This window comes from Streptomyces sp. (genome assembly GCF_031178505.1).
GTDB classification, from domain to species: Bacteria; Actinomycetota; Actinomycetes; order Streptomycetales; family Streptomycetaceae; genus Streptomyces; species Streptomyces gulbargensis.
The window spans coordinates 13,265-33,988 of the sequence record NZ_JAPSIW010000002.1 but is presented as its reverse complement, the minus strand read 5'-3'; the positions used below and the strand labels follow the sequence as shown (position 1 = coordinate 33,988).

At 71.9% G+C, this 20,724-nt stretch carries 11 protein-coding genes; 3 read left to right on the top strand and 8 right to left on the bottom strand.

The features are described 5' to 3' along the window. Window positions 1–62 precede the first annotated feature (62 nt). A complete protein-coding gene (locus tag RIF68_RS00705) occupies window positions 63–12,488 on the bottom strand; it encodes an SNF2-related protein (RefSeq protein ID WP_309049154.1) in 12,426 nt (4,141 codons plus the stop codon). Window positions 12,489–12,973: 485 nt separating this feature from the next. Continuing rightward, window positions 12,974–13,264, bottom strand: coding sequence for a hypothetical protein (locus tag RIF68_RS00700; RefSeq protein WP_309049153.1), 291 nt, complete (start codon window positions 13,262–13,264; stop codon window positions 12,974–12,976). A 318-nt stretch (window positions 13,265–13,582) separates the two neighbouring features. Here RIF68_RS00700 and RIF68_RS00695 point away from each other — a divergent pair, with 318 nt between their 5' ends. The 3 genes from RIF68_RS00695 to RIF68_RS00685 all read left to right on the top strand — a co-directional run bounded on the left by RIF68_RS00695 (window position 13,583) and on the right by RIF68_RS00685 (window position 16,126). Next, complete coding sequence (locus RIF68_RS00695) at window positions 13,583–14,275, top strand: hypothetical protein (protein ID WP_309049152.1); 693 nt, start codon at window positions 13,583–13,585, stop codon at window positions 14,273–14,275. Window positions 14,276–14,456: 181 nt separating this feature from the next. Next, window positions 14,457–15,227, top strand: a complete 771-nt coding sequence (locus RIF68_RS00690; protein WP_309049151.1) for a ParA family protein — start codon at window positions 14,457–14,459, stop codon at window positions 15,225–15,227. Then, complete coding sequence (locus RIF68_RS00685; RefSeq protein ID WP_309049150.1) at window positions 15,227–16,126, top strand: hypothetical protein; 900 nt, start codon at window positions 15,227–15,229, stop codon at window positions 16,124–16,126. Before RIF68_RS00690 ends, RIF68_RS00685 begins: the two co-directional genes overlap by 1 nt. 56 nt (window positions 16,127–16,182) lie before the next feature. Here RIF68_RS00685 and RIF68_RS00680 read toward each other — a convergent pair whose 3' ends face one another. The 6 genes from RIF68_RS00680 to RIF68_RS00655 form a co-directional block, all read right to left on the bottom strand. Then, a complete protein-coding gene (locus RIF68_RS00680; RefSeq protein ID WP_309049149.1) occupies window positions 16,183–16,437 on the bottom strand; it encodes a hypothetical protein in 255 nt (84 codons plus the stop codon). Window positions 16,438–16,440: 3 nt separating this feature from the next. Next, entirely contained in the window at window positions 16,441–16,749 is a 309-nt protein-coding gene (locus RIF68_RS00675) for a hypothetical protein (RefSeq protein ID WP_309049148.1), read from the bottom strand. A 19-nt stretch (window positions 16,750–16,768) separates the two neighbouring features. Continuing rightward, window positions 16,769–17,230 carry a Pycsar system effector family protein gene (locus RIF68_RS00670; RefSeq protein ID WP_309049147.1) on the bottom strand — a complete coding sequence of 154 codons (462 nt, stop codon included), beginning with the start codon at window positions 17,228–17,230 and terminating at the stop codon, window positions 16,769–16,771. Window positions 17,231–17,331: 101 nt separating this feature from the next. Beyond that, window positions 17,332–17,670 (bottom strand): hypothetical protein, encoded by a 339-nt coding sequence (locus tag RIF68_RS00665; RefSeq protein ID WP_309049146.1) that lies wholly within the window; start codon window positions 17,668–17,670, stop codon window positions 17,332–17,334. Window positions 17,671–17,684: 14 nt separating this feature from the next. Further along, a complete protein-coding gene (locus RIF68_RS00660; RefSeq protein ID WP_309049145.1) occupies window positions 17,685–18,185 on the bottom strand; it encodes a hypothetical protein in 501 nt (166 codons plus the stop codon). A gap of 86 nt (window positions 18,186–18,271) precedes the next feature. Beyond that, a complete protein-coding gene (locus RIF68_RS00655; RefSeq protein ID WP_309049144.1) occupies window positions 18,272–20,641 on the bottom strand; it encodes a hypothetical protein in 2,370 nt (789 codons plus the stop codon). Between the last annotated feature and the right edge of the window lie 83 nt (window positions 20,642–20,724).

Sequence of the window (20,724 nt, the reverse complement as noted above, 5' to 3'; positions counted from 1 at the left end):
ACGAACGAGGACGGATCGGAGCCCGGGCGCCTCGTAAGCGCCCGGACTCAGGCCCGGGCGGGTCAGCGTTGGGTGGGCTTGCGTGATGGCAGCTGCTCGGTGCTGCCGCGGCGGAGGTGTCCGGCCTGCTCGGCGCTGGCGCCGGGTGCGGGCTTCTTCCCTCGCTTCGTGGTGGTCGACCGTCCCCGGGCGGCGGCCGCGGACACACCGCGCTTGGCCCCGGGCATCGGCCGGTTCAAGGCTTCCCCCATCTTGCGCATCGCCGGGATGTCCACCGGGGCGGCGCCGTTCGCCGTCGGCGGCGGGGTGCTGCCGCCCGCCCGTCGCGGTCCCCGGTACTCGAGGGCCGCGTCTCCCAGCCGCAGCAGCGCCTCCGCGGTGGGCAGCTCCTCGCGCTTGTCCGTGCCGCGTTCGTCGGGGCGGCGCAGCTTGTCGGCGGCGGCCTGCGCCCACCCGGCGACCTTCTCGCACGCGGCGATCGAGGCCCGGCGTACGAAGTCGCCGACGCGCCCGTCGGCCATGAGCTTGCCGAAGTGCTCGCCTGCCCGCTCCTTCATGACGCGCACCAGGTGGCCGAAGGCTCCCCGCACGCTCTGGATGCGCTGCCACTCCGGCAGGTCCTGGAGCGCGGGCGCGTGGGCGTCCGCCTCCCGCAGCGCCGCGTTGACTGCGTCCGCCGCCTGCTGCGGGTCGCGGTCCGGCGCCTTCTCTGGCATGGCGGCCGGCGGGGAGGCGGGGGCGGGCTGCGGCGGCTCGGCGGCCAGTGCCGGTGTCGGCGCGGGGGCGGGCTGCGGTTCGGCGGGCGGGGTCAGGTTGGCCACGGCCTCGGCGAAGAGTGCCTCCAGCCGTTGGAGTTCGTCCTCCACGGTGGCGAACAGGTCCGCGCCCGTGCCCTTGTCTGCGGGCACGTGCTCGTCCCACGCCTCTTGGACGGCCGCGAAGTCGGCGACGACGCCGAGGGGGCGGTCCGTCTCCGGGACGGAGGCCTCCGTCGGGCCGGTCCACAGCGGCAGGTCGGCCTCCGGCTCCGGGACGGCGGGCGGCGTGGGCTCGTCGGGCCCGGTGCGTTCGACGCGTCCCTCGCGCTGCGTGATGTCGGCCGGTGCCTGGTCCTCACCCGGTTCGGCGGCGCCGTCCGGGCCGGGGGCCGCCGGACTCTCGGGTGTGGCGGGTCGGGCGGGCGTGGCCATCTCGGTGTCCTCCGGGGCGTCGGGGAGCGGGGCGGGCTGGTCGGGCGCGTCGGGAGTCCGCTCCGGGCCGGGTGTGTCGGCAGGCTCGGGCGGTTCCGCCGTCTCGGCGGCCGCCGGGTCCGCAGCGGGCTCCGGCTCCGCCGCCGGGGCCGCCTCCTGCTGCGCGGTGTCGTCACGGACGGGTTCGGCCTGCGCGGCGGCTGCGGCGGCCGCGGCCTCCCGCTCCCGGGCGGCGGCACGGTCGGCCACCATCGCGTCCAGGGTGGCCTGGAGGCGCACCTGCATGCGCCTGGTCTCGTGCAGCAGGTTCATGAGCGGGAAGGCCAAGTGCTGCCGCTCATCGAGGGCGGGGTCCGCCGGCAGCGCGGTCCCCCAGGCGTTGACCGCTTCCTGGACGGCGCGGAGGTTCGCGGCCATCTGTTGCGAGCCGTGGTCTTCCACGTCGGCGGCACCGAGGCGACCGAGTTGGACGCTCAGGGCCTGGAACAGGGGGTTCTGCCCGTAGTTCTCGCTCGCTCGCGCGGCCGCTGCGGTGATGGTGCGCAGGTGCTGCTCGGCGGCGGTGCGCAGTTCGACGCGCAGCGCGTCCGCCCGCGACTGCGGCCCCCGGACGTTGACCGCGGCCGGTGGGTCGCCGTACGGCTCCCCCGTGACGACCGCGAACATCACCGCACCCTGCCGTGCGGCGTCCATCGGCGAGCCGTTGAGTTCGGTGACGTCGGCGGGCATGCCGTCGACCGCCAGCCGGGCGAACCAGCGACCGGAGGCGGACAGGCGCACGGCGGCAACGGTGACCTCGCCGTACAGCAGCTCGCCGTCGCGGGGGCCCTCGCCCTCCACCGTGGTCAGCCGGAGCCGGTACCGGGCATCGGCGGCGAGCGGGAACGCCTCCGTGAACGTGCGGGGGGCGGGCGGGTCTTCGACGTCCACGGCAGGCTCTGCTTCCTCCTGCACGTCGGCTTCCGCCGGGAGGTCTTCCACGGCCGGGGTGACGGCCGGGACGTCCGTCGCGACGGAGGTGGGTTCCGGCTCGTCTGCCACTGATTCCTCCTGGTCTTGCTGGTCGGGTTCCTGGTCTGCATCCTGCGGCGCGGGGGCACCGTCCGGCGACGCGTCGGGGGCGGTCTCCTCGGCGGGCGAGGCCTCGGGGGCGGCCGGGTTCTCTCCGGCCGCCGTGTCCGGGCCGGGGGCGGTGTCGTCGGTCCCGAGGAGGGGGAGCTGTTCGTCCTCGGCGGCCGCGGTGTCCGCCGGCGGCTCCGGTGCGGCGGTCTGCGGGGCTTCACTCCACGCACCGTCACGGAAGACGTAGCCGGTCTGCTGCCTGGAGGCATGGGCCCGCAGCCAGGGCATGATCTCCTCCGCCTCCTCGAACCGACGCAGCCGCTTCGGGGACATGGCGTCCGGGTCCTCGTTCGATGCGACGGCGAACTTCGTGCGCCGGTACTCGATGGAGGGCAGGAACAGCAGGTAGCTGGTGCCCGGGAGGGTGATCTCGTAGCGGCCGTCCCAGTGGCCGCGGTACGTCAGCGTCTCGCCGTCGACCAGGCCCAGACTGCCCTCGCGTGGCGCCTCGGTGTCGGACGCCGTGGTGTCGACCGGGTCGGCCGCCGGTGCGGCCTCCTCCAGGGCGGCGGGCGGCTCCGGGGCCCCGGCGGCGAAGAGGTCCAGTTGCTCCTCGTCCAGGTCGGCGGGCGGGCTCTGCGGCCGCGCGGGGGCGGGGTCGGGCACCGGCTGCGGCGGCATGCCGAGGAGGTCCCGCCGTTCCTGGTCCGACGCCCTCGGCTCGCCGGGGGCGCGGGAGGGCTGTTCCTGCCAGGGCAGATCAGCGTGCGGCCCGAGGTCGGTGGGCTGCACGACGGTCTTGGCGTCGCCGGTCGAACCGGACTCGACGTGGATGCCGTCGGCCCCGATCGCGGTGACCTTCATCCAGAAGCCCTCGGATTCCGGCACGAAGCGGTGTCGGGCGCGGACGTAGTCGCCCACCGCCGGCCGCCAGCCCGCGCCGCCCGGGTAGAGGACCTCGTCCACTGCGTCGTGGAACCGGCGCACGGCGTCCATGAGCGGCTGGAAGTCGGCGTGACTGCTCTCCCGGTACCGGGCCAGGATCGCGTGACTGCGCGCCGTGGCAAGGTGGCCGTCTCCCTCGGCGAGCCGACCGGCCTCGTAGTGGGACCGTGCCCGCTCCCAGGCCTCGCGCGCCTGGACCAGGGCCGTGGTGGTGCTGCGGCGCTGGACGGCTTCACGGATGCCCTCTGCGGCGGTGAGGGCTTCCTCCACCTCGGCCAGCGGCGCGGCCAGTGCTGTGGCCGCCCGCTCCGGCTCAGGCGCGCGGACACGTTCGCGCGCCCACTCCAGCACGCCGTCCCACTGGACGTGGCGGGCGCTCGTGCCGTCGGGGGCGGTGACCTCCAGCCGGTGGCCGTCCTGCCCGGGCGGGCCCTGCTGGTAGACCATCTCCACCTGGTAGTCGGAGCCGCCGACGGTGATGTCCCAGCGCGGTCCGTGCTCGAACGGGGCATCGCTGCGGCGGGGCCCGTTGGGATGGTCGGTGTTGATGCTCTCGCCCTCGTGGAGCGTCAGCTTGCCCGCGTCGGAGCGGTAGCCGAAGAACACCCAGTCGTCGCTGTCGTTCGGGTGGGTCTCCGCCGTGCGCCCCAGGGCCGCCCGCTCGGCCAGTTCGTAGCCGGAACTCGTGGAGACGCCCGTGCCCTGGGAGATGCCGTACAGGTCCCGCAGGACGAAGCCCCGGTATCCGCTCGGGGTTTCCTCGGCGAGCCGGTACCGCTTGCCGGTGGGCTGGTGGACGTAGGTCCACTCGTTCTCGGCCGTGCGGCTGCCGGTGACGTCACCCTTGGCGTACGGGGTCGGCACGATGCGCCGGCCGCCGCGCCGGGCCTCGGCGACGTCGGCCAGGCGCCGGTACTCCTTGTAGGTCAGGCCGGTGGTCAGCTCGACACAGCTCCCGCACTCGGCGGCCATGGCGCCGCCGGTCTCGGTGCCGGTGTACCAGGTCCACACCATCGTGTAGCGGTCGGTGTCGGGGGTGCCGCACCGGTCGCACTCGCCGTGCCCGGCGTGCCCGTAGACGCCCAGGCGTCCGTCTTCCGGGCCGCCCTCGGCGCCCGGGTGGATGGCGGGCTCCCTCCGGCTGACGCGTCGCCGGCCGCCGGGCCGACGTGTGGTCGCCGGGGGCTCCGGCGTCTCGCTGGGGAAGAGGTCGAGCTGCGTCTCGTCGTCCTCGGCTCCCTCACTGTCCGGTGCTGCGTCGGTCGGCGGCCCGGGCGCGGCGGCCTCCGTGAGTGCGGGGTCCGGCGCGGGAGTGTCCCCCGCTGCGGTGGCCGGTGCCGCCTGAGTGCTGTCCTCGGGCTGCGGGTCGGCGGGGGCCGCCTCCTCCGGAGTTTCGGCCGGTGCCGGGGCGCCGGTGTCCGCCGGGGCCGCAGGGTCCGCCTCGTTCGCGGCGGAGTCCTGCGTCTCGGTGTCCGCGGGCTCAGGGGCCGGGGCGGGCGCCTCCGTCGTCTGCTGCTCCGCCTCGGGCGCCTCGGGCCGGGGGCGAGGCTGGTAGGGCCCGGCGTAGGGGTCCGTCTCTCCGATCGGCGGGATGGTGGCCCGCCACCGGGCGGTGTCGTACACCTCGAACTCGAAGCGCTCGGCGGCGTTGCGCAGCACGCGGGCGGTGCGCCGTTCCTCGGCAGTGACGCCGGGGAAGGCGTCGGCGGCGGCCTGCGCCGCGTCGCCGAGGGCCTGCATCTGCCCGACGGTCAGGACGTACTTGCGGTGCGAGGCCACCCACTCCGGCGGCTCGATCGGGGTGCCGTCCGAGTAGGTGGCATCGAGCACCAGGCGGCGCAGCTCCCGGACCTGAGCCGTGGTCAGCCGCACCTCGCGGGCGGCGTACTCGGCAGGGATGGGGCTGCGGTGTGCCGGTTCCTTCACCGCGTGCAGCTCGGAGCGGATACTCCCGGCCGCCCGGATCGCCGGTACGCCCGCGGTGGGCGGCAGCGACTCGTGGTAAGGCATGTCGTCGGGGGAACCGCCGCGTGCGTCCTGCGCCCACCAGTAGCGGCGGCCGTCGTCGCCGATGCGGGCACGGACCCAGCCGATCACCGCGCCGTCGGCGTCGACCACGGTGCCGTGTCCGGCCTCGGTGTCCAGGTCGACCAGCCGGTTGCCGTTGCCGTAGCGCAGCTCGATGCCCTCGGAGGTCGCGGCTTGCGCGGCGTCCGCGGCGTTCTGTCGTTCCTTGGCGGCCCGGTCGGTGTTCTCCGGCTGGACCGAACCGTCGGGCCACTGCACCTCACCGCGTTCCCAGACGCGGGTGCCGGACTCGGTGGTGACCAGCACCAGGTCGCCGTCGTCGGTGCCGATGACCGTGCCGGGCCCGTCCGGCGTCTGCACGACCACCGCGTCCTCGGCCGCCGGGACGGTGTCGGTGTCGGTGTCGTCGGCCTCCGGGTCTTCCGGCTCGTTCTCCGGCACCCCGGTGTCACCGGGTGCGGCGGGCTCGGTCTGCGTTTCGGCGGCGGCCGGCGGGGCGGGCTCAGGGCTGACCGTGCCCGGCTCGGGCTCCGCGTCGGCGGCCGCAGCCACCGGGGCGAATCTGGCCCGTGCTTCGGCGAACTGTTCGTCGGTGGGCGGGGCGGTCTCGCGCAGCGCGGTGGCCAGGGCGCGGAGCGCCAGGGCCGCGGACTCGTTGCGCTCGTCGATCCGGAAATGGATTTCGTGGTCCAGACGGCCGTAGCGCCACGCAGGCAGGTCACTGGAGCGGGTGGCGGTGTCGTGCGCGACGGCGGCGTCGATCCAGGCGGGGAGGTGTTCCCACGGGGTCCGGAAGGACACGTCGCCCTGGTCGATGGTCAGCCCGTTGATGTGGGCCGACAGGCGCACGTCGCCGGCGCCGCGCAGGGCGGAGGGCAGCTCACTGCTGTCCGAGGCGTAGAAGGCTGTCGTCGGCGTCTGCCGCTGCTCGGCGATCCACTCCCGTACCCGGTCCCCCGGCAGGCGCCGGGATTGGGTGCTGACCGGCTGGCCGTCGACCGCGACGGCACTGACCAGTCCGCGCACCTGGTCTTCGCTGAGGACCGCCATGATGGCCCATCCGGCGGACTGGCGGACGGGGGCGAGGGCCGCGCCATGTGTGGCGGAGACGTCCGCAGTGGGCTCGGTCTGCACCGGCCCAGCCGGGGCGTCGGTCTCCTGCGGGGTGGCCTCCGTGGTCTCTTCTGTGTCCTGCTGGTCGGGGCCGTTGTAGGTGTAGGGGACGCCCAGCCGCTCGAAGGCGGCGCGCAGGCCGCGTACGGCCGTGTCACGGTCCTCGAAGGGGGTGCCGCGACGCTGGTACCACTTCTGCTGACGGCGCGACCAGTTGAAGTCCAGGTCGTTCAGCGCGTCCCGGATGCGCTGGTCCCCGCCGCGCGGGGTGTTGCGGACCTCGGTGCCCTCCGCGTCGTGGTCGATCACGATGCGGGCCGCGGCCGCCTCTTCCGCCTCGATCTGCGCCTCGGACGGCAGCTCGATGACGGTGCCGGGCGGGGCGGCGAGGATCGCCTCCAGGTCGACCATGAACAGGGGATCGGTCTCCCCCTGGTACAGGGTGAGCAGGTCCAGGTTCAGGTTGGTCAGGTCGTCGCTCTGCTGCTGGCGGCGCTCGCCGACCTGGTAGTTGACCCACTCGTTGTAGCTGACGCGGTAGGAGCCGCCGACGCGTTCGGCGACCTTGCCGATCTGGTGGATCAGCTCGGGCAGCGGGTTGTCCGGGTCGTAGGAGAACCCGACGCCGGGCCGGTCGATGTAGGCGACGACGTCGCGGCCGGACAGCTTGTGGCGCTGCAACAGCGGCTCGTAGTACCGCAGGACAGCCGCGCACCGGGCCATGGCCGGCGAGGGGCCGGTGTGCTGCTCCGGCTCCGGCTCCGGCTCCGGCTGCTGCTGCTCCGACTCCGGCTCCGGCTCCGGCTCCGACTGCGGGGCAGGGGTGTCCGGCTCACCGGCGGGCACCTCGGTGGCAGACTCCGCCGGAGGCTGCGGGCCGCCGATGTGAGTCACCGACACCCGGTCGCCGAACAGGTCGACCACTTCCTGGAGCGGTGCCGTCTCCTCGGGCGAGTCAGGCCCCTCCGGCTCCGGTACGGCGCCGGAGAAGAGGTTGTCCACCTCTTCCCTGAACCGCTGTTCCCTGTCCTCTTCGTCGTCGGCCGCACCGTCGCCCGAGGCCTCGGGCGTCACCGGGCCGGGGGACGGCTCCGCCTCGGGTTCACCGGGAGCATCGGGTTCAGGGGTGCTCTGTCCGGTCCCCGCGTCCGGGCTGGACTGGTCCTGCGCTTCGGCCGGCGGGTCCTCCTGCCCGGGCTCGGCACCGCCTGCGGACGACCGCGCAGTCGGCCGTTGGGCACTGTCCTCGGGAAAGAACGCATCGGCCATGTCCTGTGCCAACGCTTCCAGTGCGGCCTTCTCCGCAGGGGTAGGCGCATTAGGGTTGGGCGCGTCGTCGGACCTGCTCTCGTCCTGCGTCAGGCCCCGGGCCCGGGCCTGGATCTGGTGTTCGTCGGCGATGGTCTTGCGCAGGTTGGCGATGTGCTCGCGCAGCGCTTCGAGTTCCTCGTTGACCTCCTCGGCGGCGTCCTCGTTGACGCTCGCGGCCCGTTCGATCCGCTCGGCGAGGGCGGCCTCCTTCTCGTTGGCGACGACCAGCTTGCCCAGCGCCTTCTCCTCCCGTTCCTTGGAACGGGCCTGGATGCGGTAGGGGTTCTCGTCCTTCGGGCGGAGGTTGGAGGCGATCTCCTCGCGGCGGGCCCGCAGGGACTCGGCCGACTGCTCCAGCTTGACGAGGTCGTCGTCCAGGTGGTTGAGGAAGTGCTCCAGGCTCTGGATGGCGCCGCGGCCGTTGGACTGGGTGACGGATGAGGCCTGCCATTGCGCACGGTCCTCGCGCTGGCCCAGCGGTACGACGTACCCCCAGGCGTAGCGCAGGCGCATCTGGCGGCGGCCGCTGGCCCCGTAGGCGACCTCCGCGTGGAAGTCCTGCCCGCCGAAGGTGCCGACCGGGACGCGCTCACCGGGCCGCAGCGACTGGTCCTGGGCGATGGCGACCATCTTGGCCCCGAGCGCGTTCGCGGCCGCGTCGCGGCTGCGGTAGGTGGCGTCGCCCACGGTCATGGCGAAGTCGTCGCCGGTGGTCGGGCGCCGGTTGGGGGCCGCCGCCCGCATGCCTTCCAGGGCGGTGTCCGCGCGGGCGAGGAAGTCGTCAATGTCGCCGAGCTGCTGCGTGCGGGTGTCCTGCTGGCGGTCCCAGCTTCGGGCCAGGCCCTGAAGCCGGGCGCGTTCGGCGGTGGCCTCAGCCAGTTGCAGGATCGCCGGGTCACCGGAGGCCAGGGCGGAGAGCATGCCGAGGTTGATGGCGTCGGCGCCGATGTCCTCGATCTCTCGGGCGCTGAAGTCCTTGCGCTGAATCTGGCCGATGAACCTCGCCTTGCGGGCGAGGGTGGTCAGCCGGAACTCATCGAAGGTGCGCTCGGTGATGTAGTACAGGATGCGGACGTGGTCGGGGGTGTTCTCGATCCACGGGGCGTTGAGGTTGCCGCGCCGCTCGATACGGCCGTCGCGCTGGGCCATGTCCGCCGGCCGCCACGGGTAGGACAGGTGGTGCAGTGCGACCGCCCTGTCCTGGATGTTCGTGCCGGTGCCCATCTTCTGCGTAGATCCGACCAAAACGCGGACGCGTCCGGAGCGGCAGTCGGCGAACAGCTTCTCCTTCTTGCGGTCGGTGGACGCCTCGTGGATGAAGCGGATGGACTCGCGCGGCATCCCCCGCTGCACCAGTTCGTCGCGCAGGTCCGCGTACAGGTCGGCGGCGTGCTTGGCGGTGCTGCCGGGGGTGCCTTCGTCCAGGAAGACGAGCTGGAGGCCGCCGGGCAGTTCCTGCGGGGTCGGATCGTCCCCGGAGACCGGGTAGACGATGTCCTTCGTCTCCTGCCAGATCTCCGCGATCTTCTCGGCCGCATACGGGATCTTGCTGCCCATCTCCTTGCTGCCGCCGACGCTGCGCATGTCGACGGCGGCAGCGTCGGCGAGGTCGGCGACCTTCTCCATGTCCAGCACGCGCCCGCCGCCCGCCGGGTCCTCGCTGGAGATCTGCTCGGCCGTGATGCTCAAGCCGAGGTTGCGCAGCGCCTCGGTGGCGTCGACCAGGTCCAGGTCGACGGAGGCGCGCAGGCCCTCGCCGAGGGCCTTCAGGACGCCGCCGGGCTTACGCACCCAGGGCTTGTGCGGCAGCTCCTTGATGAACTGGCGCTGCGCCGGGGTGGGCGGGATGAGGACGGTCTCGCCGCGCTGCCCGTCCTCGTTCTCCAGCACGGGCGGCGTGGGCAGGTCCAGGTCTTCCGCCATCTGCACGTCGGCGAACGTCCTGTATGCCGCCATCAGCTCCGGCACGTTGAAGAAGCGGCTGAAGCGCGCCTTGTACTTGTACCCGTCGCCCTTGGGGTCGGGCTCCAGTTGGGAGACGACCTCACCGAAGGTGGCGGCCCAGTTGTCGAAGGCGTCGAGCCCCATCTCCTCCAAGATCTGAGGGGCGAGGTAGCGCTTGAGGACGTAGGCCTCGGTCACCGAGTTGGCGATCGGGGTGCCGGTGGCCAGGGTCGCCACGCGGTTGGACTCGTTGGTCGTGCGTAGGTAGTCCAGCACCATGTGGAGCTTGGTGGCCTTCGCCGAGCCCTGGATCGCGGCGCCGGGGATCGCCGAGACGGTGCGCAGGTTCTTGTACTCGTGCGCCTCGTCCAGGAAGACGTAGTCGACGCCGGTGTCCTCCAGGTAGACGCCGTTGTCGTCGCCCATGGACTCGATCTGCTGCTGGAGCTTGGCCTCCGCGTTGGCCAAGCTCTCCTCGATCTGCTTGACCGTGTTGCGGTGCATCCCGGCCTGAGCGGCGATGTCGAGCTGGTCGCGCAGCGACTGCATCTCGTGGTCGAGGTAGTTGCGCTGGGTGTCCGGCCGCAGGGGCACCCGGTTGAACGCCTCGTGCGTGAGGATCACGGCGTCCCAGTCGCCGCCCGCGATCCGGCCCATGAACTTGGCGCGGCGCTTCTTGCTCAGGTCGCTCGCGGTGATCGCCAGGATCTTCGCGTTCGGGTAGAGCTGCCGGAACTCGCGCGACCACTGCTTGAGCATGTGGTTGGGCACGATCAGGCACGGCTTCTTCGCCAGTCCGGTTCGGCGCAGCTCCATCGCGCCGGCGGCCATGGTCGCCGTCTTGCCCGCGCCGACGACGTGGGCGAGCAGCGCCGTCGGCTCGTTGACGATCCGGCGGATCGCGGCGTTCTGGTGCTCCTTCATCGTCCAGCCGCTGATCAGGCCGGGAAGGGTCAGCGCGGAGCCCGAATACTCGGGCAGCACCAGGTTGTTGAACTGCTCGTTGTAGATCTTCGCGAGGTTGGCCGCGCGGGTCTCGTCGGCCCACACCCAGTCCTCGAAGGCCTCGGCGATCAGCCGGGCCTTCTCCTGCGCCTCGTCCGTGGCGGCCTTGTCGACGTAGGTCCGGCCCTCGTTGTCGCGGTAGGTGACCTGGATGGTCGAGTCGGCCTGCCGCAGCAGTGCACTGAACAGGTCCTGCGTCGGCCGGGAGCTGGTGCCCCACTCGGTGCGCGCCAGGTCCCCGTTCTTCGCGCCGCGGACCTCCCACACGGTGCCGCCCGCGTGCAGCACACTGGCGTCCTCGAAGCCCAGGTGAGCGAGGAAGTCGTTGTAGGTCTCGACCGGAATCCACGGGGCGCCGATCTTCGCCTTGATCTCGGAGGGCGCCAGGTCGGCGGGCTGGACCCGCTCCAGGGCGGAGACGTTGCCCTGGAACGTCGGGTCCTCGGCGGCCCGCTCCCGGGCGGCCGCGAGCTTGGCGCGGACGTTGCCGGACAGGTAGCGGTGCCGGGGCTCCCACGCGTCGTCCTGGAGCGGGTCGCGGTAGGCGAGCCCGGCGTCCGCGCACTGCGCGGCCGCGCTCTCCTCGTCCAGCCCCAGGAGGCTGGCGACCCGGCTCATGTCCAGGCGCCCGCCGTCGTACTCCATCGCCAGGGCGATGGCGTCCTCGTGGCTGTTGGCCCGGGCCGGCAGGATGCGCGGCTCCAGGACGCGGGTCAGCAGCACCTTCTGCTCGGTGCCCTTGCCCGTGCGTTCGTCCCACTCCTCCAGGCCGAACAGCAGCGAGGCGTCGGGGTCGTCGTCAATCCAGGCGAACGCGGTGCGCTGCTTCCACGCGGCCGGGACTTCCTTCAGGCCCTGCGCCTTGGCCTGCTCGCGGGCCTCGGGGGGCGTGAAGACGTAGTGCTGGCGCGGCTTGGTCAGCGGCGGGTGCTTCTTGCGGTAGTCCCGCCAGGCCACCCGCAGCTCCGCGCGGAGCGCCGCGAGCTGCGGAGTCTCCCCCGGCTCGGGGGTGTCCGCCTCCGTCTCGTACAGCTTCAGGGTCAGGCCCTTGAGGCGGATGAGCTGGACAAGCTGGTCGCGCTGGTCGGGGTGGATCTCCAGCGGGACCGGGCGGCCGCCGTCGATGATCGTGGGGTTGCCCTCGGCGTCCAGCCCGAGCGCTCCCTCGGTGCCGCCGGTGACGATCGTCTGCACCGGCTCGGTGCGCTGGTCGGCGGCCGCGGTGAGCCCGGCGGCCCGGGCCTCCACCGCAATGGCGGCGGCCGCGGCCGCCAGGGACTCCGCCGGCGTCTGGTCGGTACGGCCGACGACGGTGACCTCCGGCCCCCACTCCCGGGAGCCCGCGCGCAGCTCGCCGAGCACGTACTCGGGGTGCGCGTCGAAGTAGGAGTTCACCGCCAGTTCGTCGTCGTGGCCGGGCAGCACCCGCTTGCGGGACGTCAGCCACGTCTTGTCCCCCGGCTCCTCGCCGGGCATCCGGCGCCGCAGGAACAGCACGTCGGTGACGACGTCCGTCCCGGCCGCCGCCATATGCGCCCGGGCGGGCAGACGGACCGCGCCGACCAGGTCGCCGAGCTGGTACATGCGCTCCCGCGCGTCCGGCTTCTCCGCGTCCATGGTGTAGCGCGAGGTGATGAGCGCGACGACGCCGCCCGGCCGGGTGGCGTACAGCGACTTCAGCACGAAGTGGTCGTGGATGGAGAGCGACAGGTCGGCGTTGTGGACCTTGTCGAACCGCTTGTAGCGACCGAAGGGCACGTTGCCAACGACGCCATCAAAGCCGCCGTCGGCGAGCGGGACCTCTTCCAGGCCGCTGGTGATGATCTCGGCGTCCGGGTACAGGTGGCGGGCGATGGCCGCGGTGGTCGGCTCGACCTCCACGCCGGTCATCTGCACCGGGGTCGAGGTCAGGATCGGCGCGAAGCCGATGAAGTTGCCGCTACCGGAGCCGGGTTCGAGGACGCGGCCGCCGGTGAAGCCCAGCCCGCGGACCGCGCCCCAGATCGAGCGGACCAGGTCGGCGTCGGTGTAGTGCGCGTTGATGGTGTTGTGGCGGGCCGCCGCCCACTCGTCCTCGGAGAGGAGTTCCCGGATCTGCTCGCGTAGGTCACTGACCGCGTCCCAGCGCGCTACGGCCCGCTCGAAGGGCTCGTCGGCGTCGAACGCCGCACGCGCCGGCCGCGGGTTGAAGATGACGGGCAGGGCGCCCCAACCGGACCAGCGCGCGAGGGTCCGCTGTTCCTCCTCGGTGGCCGGTCGCTGCTCACGCTCCAGGACTCGCAGCGTCTCCAGGGCCGCGAGGTTGGCGCGAGCCCGCTCCCCCTGCCCCGCAGGGGCGAGGTCCCGCTGCCCCTCCGGCCGGAAGCGAGGAGGCGCTACATCTCCCGGTGCTCCGTCCCCGGCTCCTTCTCCAGCCAGATCTCCTCCGCGTACACCAGCTCCTGCGCCTGCGACCTGGTCGCCCGCCGGGCCGCCGCGCGCTGCTCCATCGGGAGCTTCTGGAGGAGTTCGGTCGTCACCTGCCCGATCTTCTCCGTCACCCGCAGGTCCAGCTCCTGGAAGAACGCCGCCTGCTGCTCGGGGCTCCCCAGCGACTCCAGGGCCTGCGGCCGGTACGTCTCCCAATACTCCCGAGCCGTCTGCCCGTGCCTGCTGAGCTGCGTCACTGCGGTTCTCCTCGTCCTCGCGGAGCGGCGGCTCCACTCCCCCGATGCTCATACGCGTTCTCCCCCGTGGTGCTGGTAGGGCACAGGTCATGGACCCGGCCCGGCGCACTGTCACCACGGACGGGACCAGGGGCGCCCCCCGGCCCCGCCCGGATGCTCAAGAGCGGCCGGACATGATCCATCCTCTTTGACCCTACGACTCACCAACAGCGGATTTCCCCTGCCGCACCGGTGGTTGCCTCACGGCACCCCGCGTCACAGCGGCAGCAGCACGCGGCCCAATTATCTGGCTACATTTCCACCATGGCGAGGGTGAACATGAAGTTTCACGTGGCGGTGACCGAGAACGCCCTGAAGGCGCTCAACGCGCGCCGCAACGACGAGCGCGAGCGCGAGGAGGAGTGGATCGCCGCCCGCCGGAAGGAGCTGATCCTGCCCGGCATGTCGCGGCGTGCGGCCGCAGCCGTCCGCCGCGACATCCGGGCCCGGGTCGCGAGGATGCGGCGAACCGGCGAGTTCGGCGGCACCCGGGACGACATCGTGACCCGCGCCGTCCGCGAGGAGCTGCGCGCCCGCGGCCTGGACCGCGAGTGGCCCAAGCCCCCGGAAGGCGAGCTGGAGGCGCCGGGACGCCCGTGGGGCACCCCGCCGAGTGCACCCATGGGTGACGGCGGCTACACCCATCGCGTGTCGGTGAACCTGCCGTACAAGCTCGGCGACACCGTCCGCCGCGCCGCGTACTGGACCAGCAAGGAGGCCGTCGAAGCGCTCCAGGACTGGGCCGACCGCTGGGGCGACGGGGTCGACGTCGCCCTCCGGGAGGCCGAACGCGACGGCATCCCCGCCGAACTCTCCCTCATGTCCGCAGCCGGGCGGCCTTCCGCACCACAGTCTGCGCTGGAGATCCGTGACCGCCTCCGCGCCAAGGTCCTCACCACCGGAGACCTGCTCCGCGCCGCGATCGACCGAGCCACGGGAGCGAGTCAGCCCGAGATCCCCGAGCAGACCTGAGAGTAGAAACAATTGTTTCCACCCGTTCCAATTGGAACGCTTTCGTTCGACTCGAAATAGAACAACGGGCGTGTTTTCGCGGGCTCCGCTCACCCTTGACGACCGATGCTCGGTCGACGGCTCGACCTCTGGCAATATGACCGCGTCCGAGTACCCACCAGGGGAAGCCCACGGAGGTCACATGCCCCCCCATGACAATCCCGAGCCAGAGCACCGCGCCAAGGTCATCACCACCTTCCAACAGAAGGGCGGCGCCGGGAAGTCCACCATCGGCGTCAACGTGGCGGCCGTTCTGGGCGAGAACAACCCCCCTTCCGACCCAAGCGACCCCAACTGCCCCTGCCCGATCGTCGCCGCCGGCATCGACCTCCAGGGCTCTCTTGATGAGTGGGCGCGGAAGGTGCCAGAGGCACGCCTTCCGTTCGACTACGTCATCACGCGCGGCAAGCTGGGCGAGCTGCCCGCCCTCATGAAGGACCCCGCAGTGACCAGGATCGTGGTCGACACTCCCGGCTTCGCCGACATCGACCCGACGAAAGACCTGGACGCAGAGGACCCTCTGGGCACCGGACCGGCAGCCGAGGCGATGCGCGAGATTCTGGACCTCACCGACCTCGCCCTGGTGCCGGTCGTTCCAGTGGAAACCCTGACCCACGGCCCAGCCGAGTACACCATCGAGCGCCTGCTGCGCCCGCACGGGATCAAGTTCCGGGTGGTCATCAACAACTGGGACTCCGGGGCAGACCGCACGCGGGCTGACCTCAAGGACATGCAGGAGTGGTGCGAAGTGCGCGGCTACCCGTACATGCCCCAAGCCATCCGGCGCTACAAGATCCACGCGAAGGCACCCGAAGCTGGCCTGACCGTGATCCAGTACCCGGAGAGCGGCACTGCGCTCCGGGCGCGCGAGGACTTCTACAAGTTGGCCCTGGCCGTGGAAGGACTGATCTGATGGGACGCCAGCGCGGCGGGTCAGCCCAGGAGCGCTTCGAGTTCAAGAGCGCCATCGACATGGCTCGGGCCCTGCCGAATCTCTTCCGCCCCATCTCGGGACAGCCCAAGACTCTCACCTCGGACGAGCGGCAGTCACTCGCCCAGTGCGAGGCGGCCGTCGACACTCTGAAGTGGGCCTTCTGGCTGGCCGGCAAGGCGTTGCAGATCATCCGAGACAGTCGGCTGTACCGCGCAGAGCACGACAGCTTCGAGGATTACTGCTGGACCCGTTGGGGGATGAAGGCCAACTACGCAGGGAAGCTGATCCGCACGTGGCAGGTCGCGGAAGCCCTGTTCGATTTGGCATCGAACGATTCAGTTCCAATTGGAACGCCTCGCCTGTCCCTGGAGCAGGCCAAGAAGGCCAATCAGGCCCAGGTATGGGAGCTGGTCTCCGTCCGTGAGACGTGGGACGTGGAGCACGCCGTCTTCGTATACGCGACGGTGGCCGCTTCGGGTGTCCCGGTCACGGCCGAGGTCCTTCGAGGAGCGGTCGACGCCCTCCCGAAGGGCGAGGAGTTCAACAAGGAGGCCGCCAAGGCGGCCATCCATGCCTTCCTGGACAACTGGAGCGACGAGAAGGGCGAGGGGGAGGTCGACATCACCGCCAGGGCGGAGAAGGCGGTCTCCATGCCCTGGGTGCGGCGCTTGGCCAGGAGGGACAGGGCAGCCGCCGAGCGCTATCTCGATGCACTCGAAGCCGAAATCGCAAAGTGCCGGGAGCAGCTCGCCGAACCGGCCAAGCCGAAGCGGGGCTCAGGAGAGGCGGCAGGGGTGCAAGAGCAGGCTGTTGAGGCCACGGAGGAGCCGAAGGCCCTGGAGGCAGCCACCGACGACCCTGAACCTGCGGCAGCGTAACGACCCCGAACGCAAAGAAGCGGGCCCCGTCCGAGGACGGGGCCCGCTTCGTTTTGTCAGCTCAGATGCCGTGCGCAGGCCGCGGTGAACAGCTTGGTGAACGGATCGCCACCCGGGTCCTGGAGGAGTTCCCACCAGGCGAGGGCGACCAGGTCGGCGAGTTCGTCTTCCTGGCCGGCGCCGACCGGGATCGGGGCGGCGCCGGTCCCGCACCGGGGGCCGGCGGCGGTGAGCCAGCCGGGAAGCCCTCCGTGCGGGAAGCAGACTTGCAAGGCGGCGTACAGGTCGGCGGGCACCGCGCGGTCGGTCACCGGTCAGGCCGTCCGGGGGTGCTGGAGACGCGCCGTGGGCTGGACGAGGCGACGCAGGAGCGGCACCCGACGGGCCCGTGTGCGCCAGCGGGGCGGGTGGACGTGGCGCCGGGCGCTGCGCCACACGCCGTCCTCGCTGGGGAAGCGCTGGCCGATCCCGCAGGTGCACTCCCACCCGTACGGGAGCGGAGCGGAGTCGTCGCGGGTGGAGATGGCGACGACCTTGGTGTCGTCGTGGTCTCCGTGGAAGGTTCCGATCACCCAGCGCCCGGCGCGGCGGGCGGCAGTGACGGGGTCGAGGTCGGTTGCCATGCAGTTCACCTTGGGCGGGTCAGGCGACGAGGCCGACGAGCAGTGCGACGCCGAGGGCAACGAGCGATACGCCGGTGATGTCCCCGGCGAGGCGCAGGCCCGCGTACTTGCGACGGGCGATCTGTGAAAGGTGGATGACGTGCGCCACGCGGTCGTCCGGAGTCTGGAGGTCCTTCACCAGGTCCTCGGGCGTGCACAACGACCAGTAGAGGAAGCTGCCGCGCGCGGCGCCGCTCAGCCGGGGGCGGACGACGATGAGCACGACGAGCATGGCGACGATGAGGCCGAGGGCACCGGCGCCGACGAGGAGACCGACGACGGGCGGTAAGTCGTGCCCCGGGACTACCGCGACGAGCGCGGCGAGGGGCAGGGAGAAGCTGGTGAGCAGGACGCCGGACTTGGCGTCCGTTCGGGAAATCTCCGCGAGGACGGTGGCGTTAGCCGCGTCCAGGCGGGCGTCGAGGGTGTCGGGCGTGGTCATCGAATCCCTTACGTGGTTGCCGAGTCGGTCAAGGGAGACACGGCGCGGCCGCGCATCCCGTCGCGGGGTGCGCGGCCGCTCCTGTCCCGGTGGATCGGGTGTTACGCCGCGGCGTCGGTGTCGACGTCGAACAGGCCGATCTGCATCTCCGCGAGTTCCTGGTTGCGCTGGTCGTTGGCGCGGGCACGCTCGGCGGCGAGCGCGTCGCGCCAGCAGGGCCAGCGCCAGGGCCGCAGTTCCTCCAGCGGGGCGGCCGCGTTCTGCACGTCGGTGGCGTGCGGGGTTCGCGGCGCGGCGAGCAGGGGCTTGTTCTTGCCGCTGCTCGTGGCGTTGCAGCGCTCGCCGTCGCCCGTGTGCGTCTTGCCGCAGGCGCCGTTGCAGGCGCAGTGCCCGCCGTGCGTTTCGAGGACGGTGGTCAGGACGTTGCCGGGTCGCGTCATGGTCGGTTCCCCCCTCAGCGGTCGAAGCGGTTGTTGGTGCGGGCGATGACGCCGCGGGTGTGGGTGGTGACCTCGGTGTTGTCCTGGATCACCGTGCCCTCGTAGTGCTGGTGGATGACGGGCGGGGCGGCTTCCGCGGCCGCCTTGGCGCTCTTGAAGACGCGGGAGAGTGCGCCGAGGAAGGCGACGGGCGCCACGCAGACGATGCCGACGACGACCGGGTTGACCTGTCCGACGGTCCACATCACGAGAGAGATGCCGCCGGAGATGGGCACGGAGGCGATACCGGCGGCGAGCATGGTGCCGCTGATGTCGGTCGCACGCTGGCTCATGGGTGCCCGGCCGGGCTGGGTCTCGGGCGGGGCATAGCCGGTGGCGGGCACAGGCGTCACGTCCTTGTAGCGAGTGGCGACCGGGGTGTTGTCGCTGTACGCCTCGGCGATCAGGCGGATGGCGGCGGCCTCCTGCTCGGCTTCGCTGAGTGCGCGGCCGGCGGGGTGGTCGGGGTGGTTCACTGGGGTGGCTCCTTCGATGCGTTGGGGGAGTGGGCAGGGGACCGGCCGGTCTTGACGGAGTAGCCGGTCCCCTGCCGTTTCGGGGGTTAGGGCAGGCGGTAGACGCCCCTGCCGAGGGCGACGAGTTCACCTTCGTTGGCGAGCGTGCTGACCTCGTTGTTCACGCTGCGGGTGGCGGGGCCGCCTTCGGTGCCGCAGCCGACGGCGGTGCGGATCTCCTTGAGCGCCAGGCCCTCGGGGTGGCCCTGGAGGGCGGCGAGAATCCGTTCGCGGATCGTCGGGGTCTTCGCCTTGGCGGCCGCCATGGGCGACGGCGCTTCGGGCAGTTCCTCGGCGTCCTGCTCCTTGGCCTTGTTATCGGCCTCCAGGAGGCCCGTGATGCGCTCCAACTCGCCATTGAGGGCATTCATGTCGACCCGGCCCCGATAGGACGTTGACGGGCCGTCTGCGGCCTTTCCTGCCTCCTTGGCGGCCGCGGTACCCCGGTGGGCGTACGCGGCGCCGGCGGCACGAGCCTCGCCCTCGGTGAGGGTGGGCATCGGGTGGCCGTCCATCAGCTCCTGGAGCTGGGGGTAGAGGCCGTTGACCTTCTTCAGGACGAAGGTGCGGAAGAGGATCGCCTTGCCTTCGGTAATCAGCCAGCCCATGCCGGGGGTCGGTACGCCCTCGGTGTTGGCGGTGCCCTCGAACAGCTCCTTGGCGCCCGCGCCCTCGTAGATCCGCTCCGGGATGGGGGAGATGTGGGCACCGATCGGGGCGATGCCGTCCAGACCCATGCCCTGGGTGGAGGAGGAGGCGGTACGCAGCAGGAAGACGTGGCCTTCCTTGCCCTTCTCGCGGATCTCGTGGTTGTCGCCGAGTTCCTTCAGGTGGAGGGACTGCACGGCGAGGTCGATGCCGATGCCGACCTTCTGGCCGGTCTTCTGGAGGTCGCCGATCATCCAGGCGGCTTCCCTGCGGACGTCCTGGTCCAGGGAGGACAGGAGGCGGTTGATCTCGTCGCCGGTCCACTGGATCAGGCGCCACGGGCCGTGGAAGTCGAAGTCTCCGCGGCCGTTGCTGTGGTCCTCGCGGTACCGCTTGACCGCATGCAAGGCGCGGAGCTGCTGCATCGTCTCTTCAGGTCCCTTGGCGAACCAGTCGATGCGACCCTCCATCTCGGGCATCGACATGCCGCCCTGGACGTCGGCCATCCAGGAGATGACGCCCGAGATGCGCTGTGCGGCGCCGAGGAGGCGCATCAGGCCGGACTTGCCCGCGCCGGTGGTCCCGGCGGTGATGCCGTGTTGGGCCCGACCCGTGTCGAAGTTGAACAGCTGGATGCGGGCGACCGTGCCGTCATGGGCAACACCGATGGAGATGCGGCCGCGGTCGTCCATCGTCAGGTCCTCCTTCGTGGGAGGCCTGACGTGGAGGAGGGGGTTGGCCCGGTAGATGTAGACGACCGCTTCACGCGGGCCCGCGCCTTCCATGACGAGGCGGGAGATGTCGTCAATGCCGAGCGCGGAGCACAGGGCCTCGTGGTTGACCCGAAGCGTCTTGCCGCGCGGAGCGGCGATCCGTAGGCGGATCTGGTCCTCGCCGATCGCGTACGCGACCAGGTCGACGCCGGGGGCGGCGCCGCCGGTGTTGTTGACGTGTTCCGCCCAGATCCGTTCCAGGGCGGCGCCCGGGTCTTCAGCTTCCACCTCCAGGGCTTCCTGTACGCGTCGGGCCTCGGCGAGGCGGGGCGCGACCTGGATGGCGAGGCGGCCGGGGCCGTACCCGGGGACCGGCGCCGTGGCGACCGCGTCGACCGGGACGTCGAAGACTCCCGCGATGGCCCGTTCGTCCAGGGTGCGCGGCACGGTGTGGCCGGCGGGGGCCAGGACGATCGCCTCGAAGTCGGGCTCGCTGAGGTCGTACTGGCGGATGCCCTCCAGGGTGGTGTCGCCGGTGGCCTGCGACTGGGTCCACAGTGCCCGCATGTGGTCGGCGAAGGTGACCGGCTCCGCGTCCACGACTTCCGGCTCACCGGCGAGGACCGGGAGGTTGTCGGCGGCCCTCTTCAGGCCCTTGGAGCGGGTCCAGGGCGTCATGGGGATCATCCCGGCCGTCCAGGCGGCCGCGCCCAGCATCGGCCACCCGTTGGGGTAGTCGAAGACGGGGACCAGCAGGCCGCCGGTGTAGGCGGCCGTCCAGCCGAGCACGGGCAGGGCCCGCAGCGACGAGGTGAGTCGCCGCGTCCAGTCGTCGGTGTCGCTGCGCTTCCACAGTCCGACGCCGGTGAGGGCGCCGGTGGCCAGGGCCGCGCCGTGCGCCCACCACGGGAGGTCCATCTGCGGGCCGACTGCGGCCCAGGTGCCGGCGGCGGCGTACACCGTGCGCTCCGCCCAGGCGAGGCGGCGGGCGGTCTTGCGTGTCAGCCCCCGCTCACCGGCGGCGGCATCGGCTTTCACGACGTCGGTCGTCGTCATCGTCATTTCCCCTCCGGGAGGAAAGAAGGGAGGGGCCCCGGCGGTTTCGCCGGGGCCCCTCCCGAGGGCTTTCCGCCCCGGCG

Bases quoted from the DNA above. Each gene is read 5' to 3' on its own strand.
- RIF68_RS00705 (WP_309049154.1), bottom strand. From the start codon at position 12,488: ATGACCGGCGTGGAGGTCGAGCCGACCACCGCGGCCATCGCCCGCCAC.
- RIF68_RS00695 (WP_309049152.1), top strand. From the start codon at position 13,583: ATGAAGTTTCACGTGGCGGTGACCGAGAACGCCCTGAAGGCGCTCAAC.
- RIF68_RS00690 (WP_309049151.1), top strand. From the start codon at position 14,457: ATGCCCCCCCATGACAATCCCGAGCCAGAGCACCGCGCCAAGGTCATC.
- RIF68_RS00685 (WP_309049150.1), top strand. From the start codon at position 15,227: ATGGGACGCCAGCGCGGCGGGTCAGCCCAGGAGCGCTTCGAGTTCAAG.
- RIF68_RS00675 (WP_309049148.1), bottom strand. From the start codon at position 16,749: ATGGCAACCGACCTCGACCCCGTCACTGCCGCCCGCCGCGCCGGGCGC.
- RIF68_RS00670 (WP_309049147.1), bottom strand. From the start codon at position 17,230: ATGACCACGCCCGACACCCTCGACGCCCGCCTGGACGCGGCTAACGCC.
- RIF68_RS00665 (WP_309049146.1), bottom strand. From the start codon at position 17,670: ATGACGCGACCCGGCAACGTCCTGACCACCGTCCTCGAAACGCACGGC.
- RIF68_RS00655 (WP_309049144.1), bottom strand. From the start codon at position 20,641: ATGACGACGACCGACGTCGTGAAAGCCGATGCCGCCGCCGGTGAGCGG.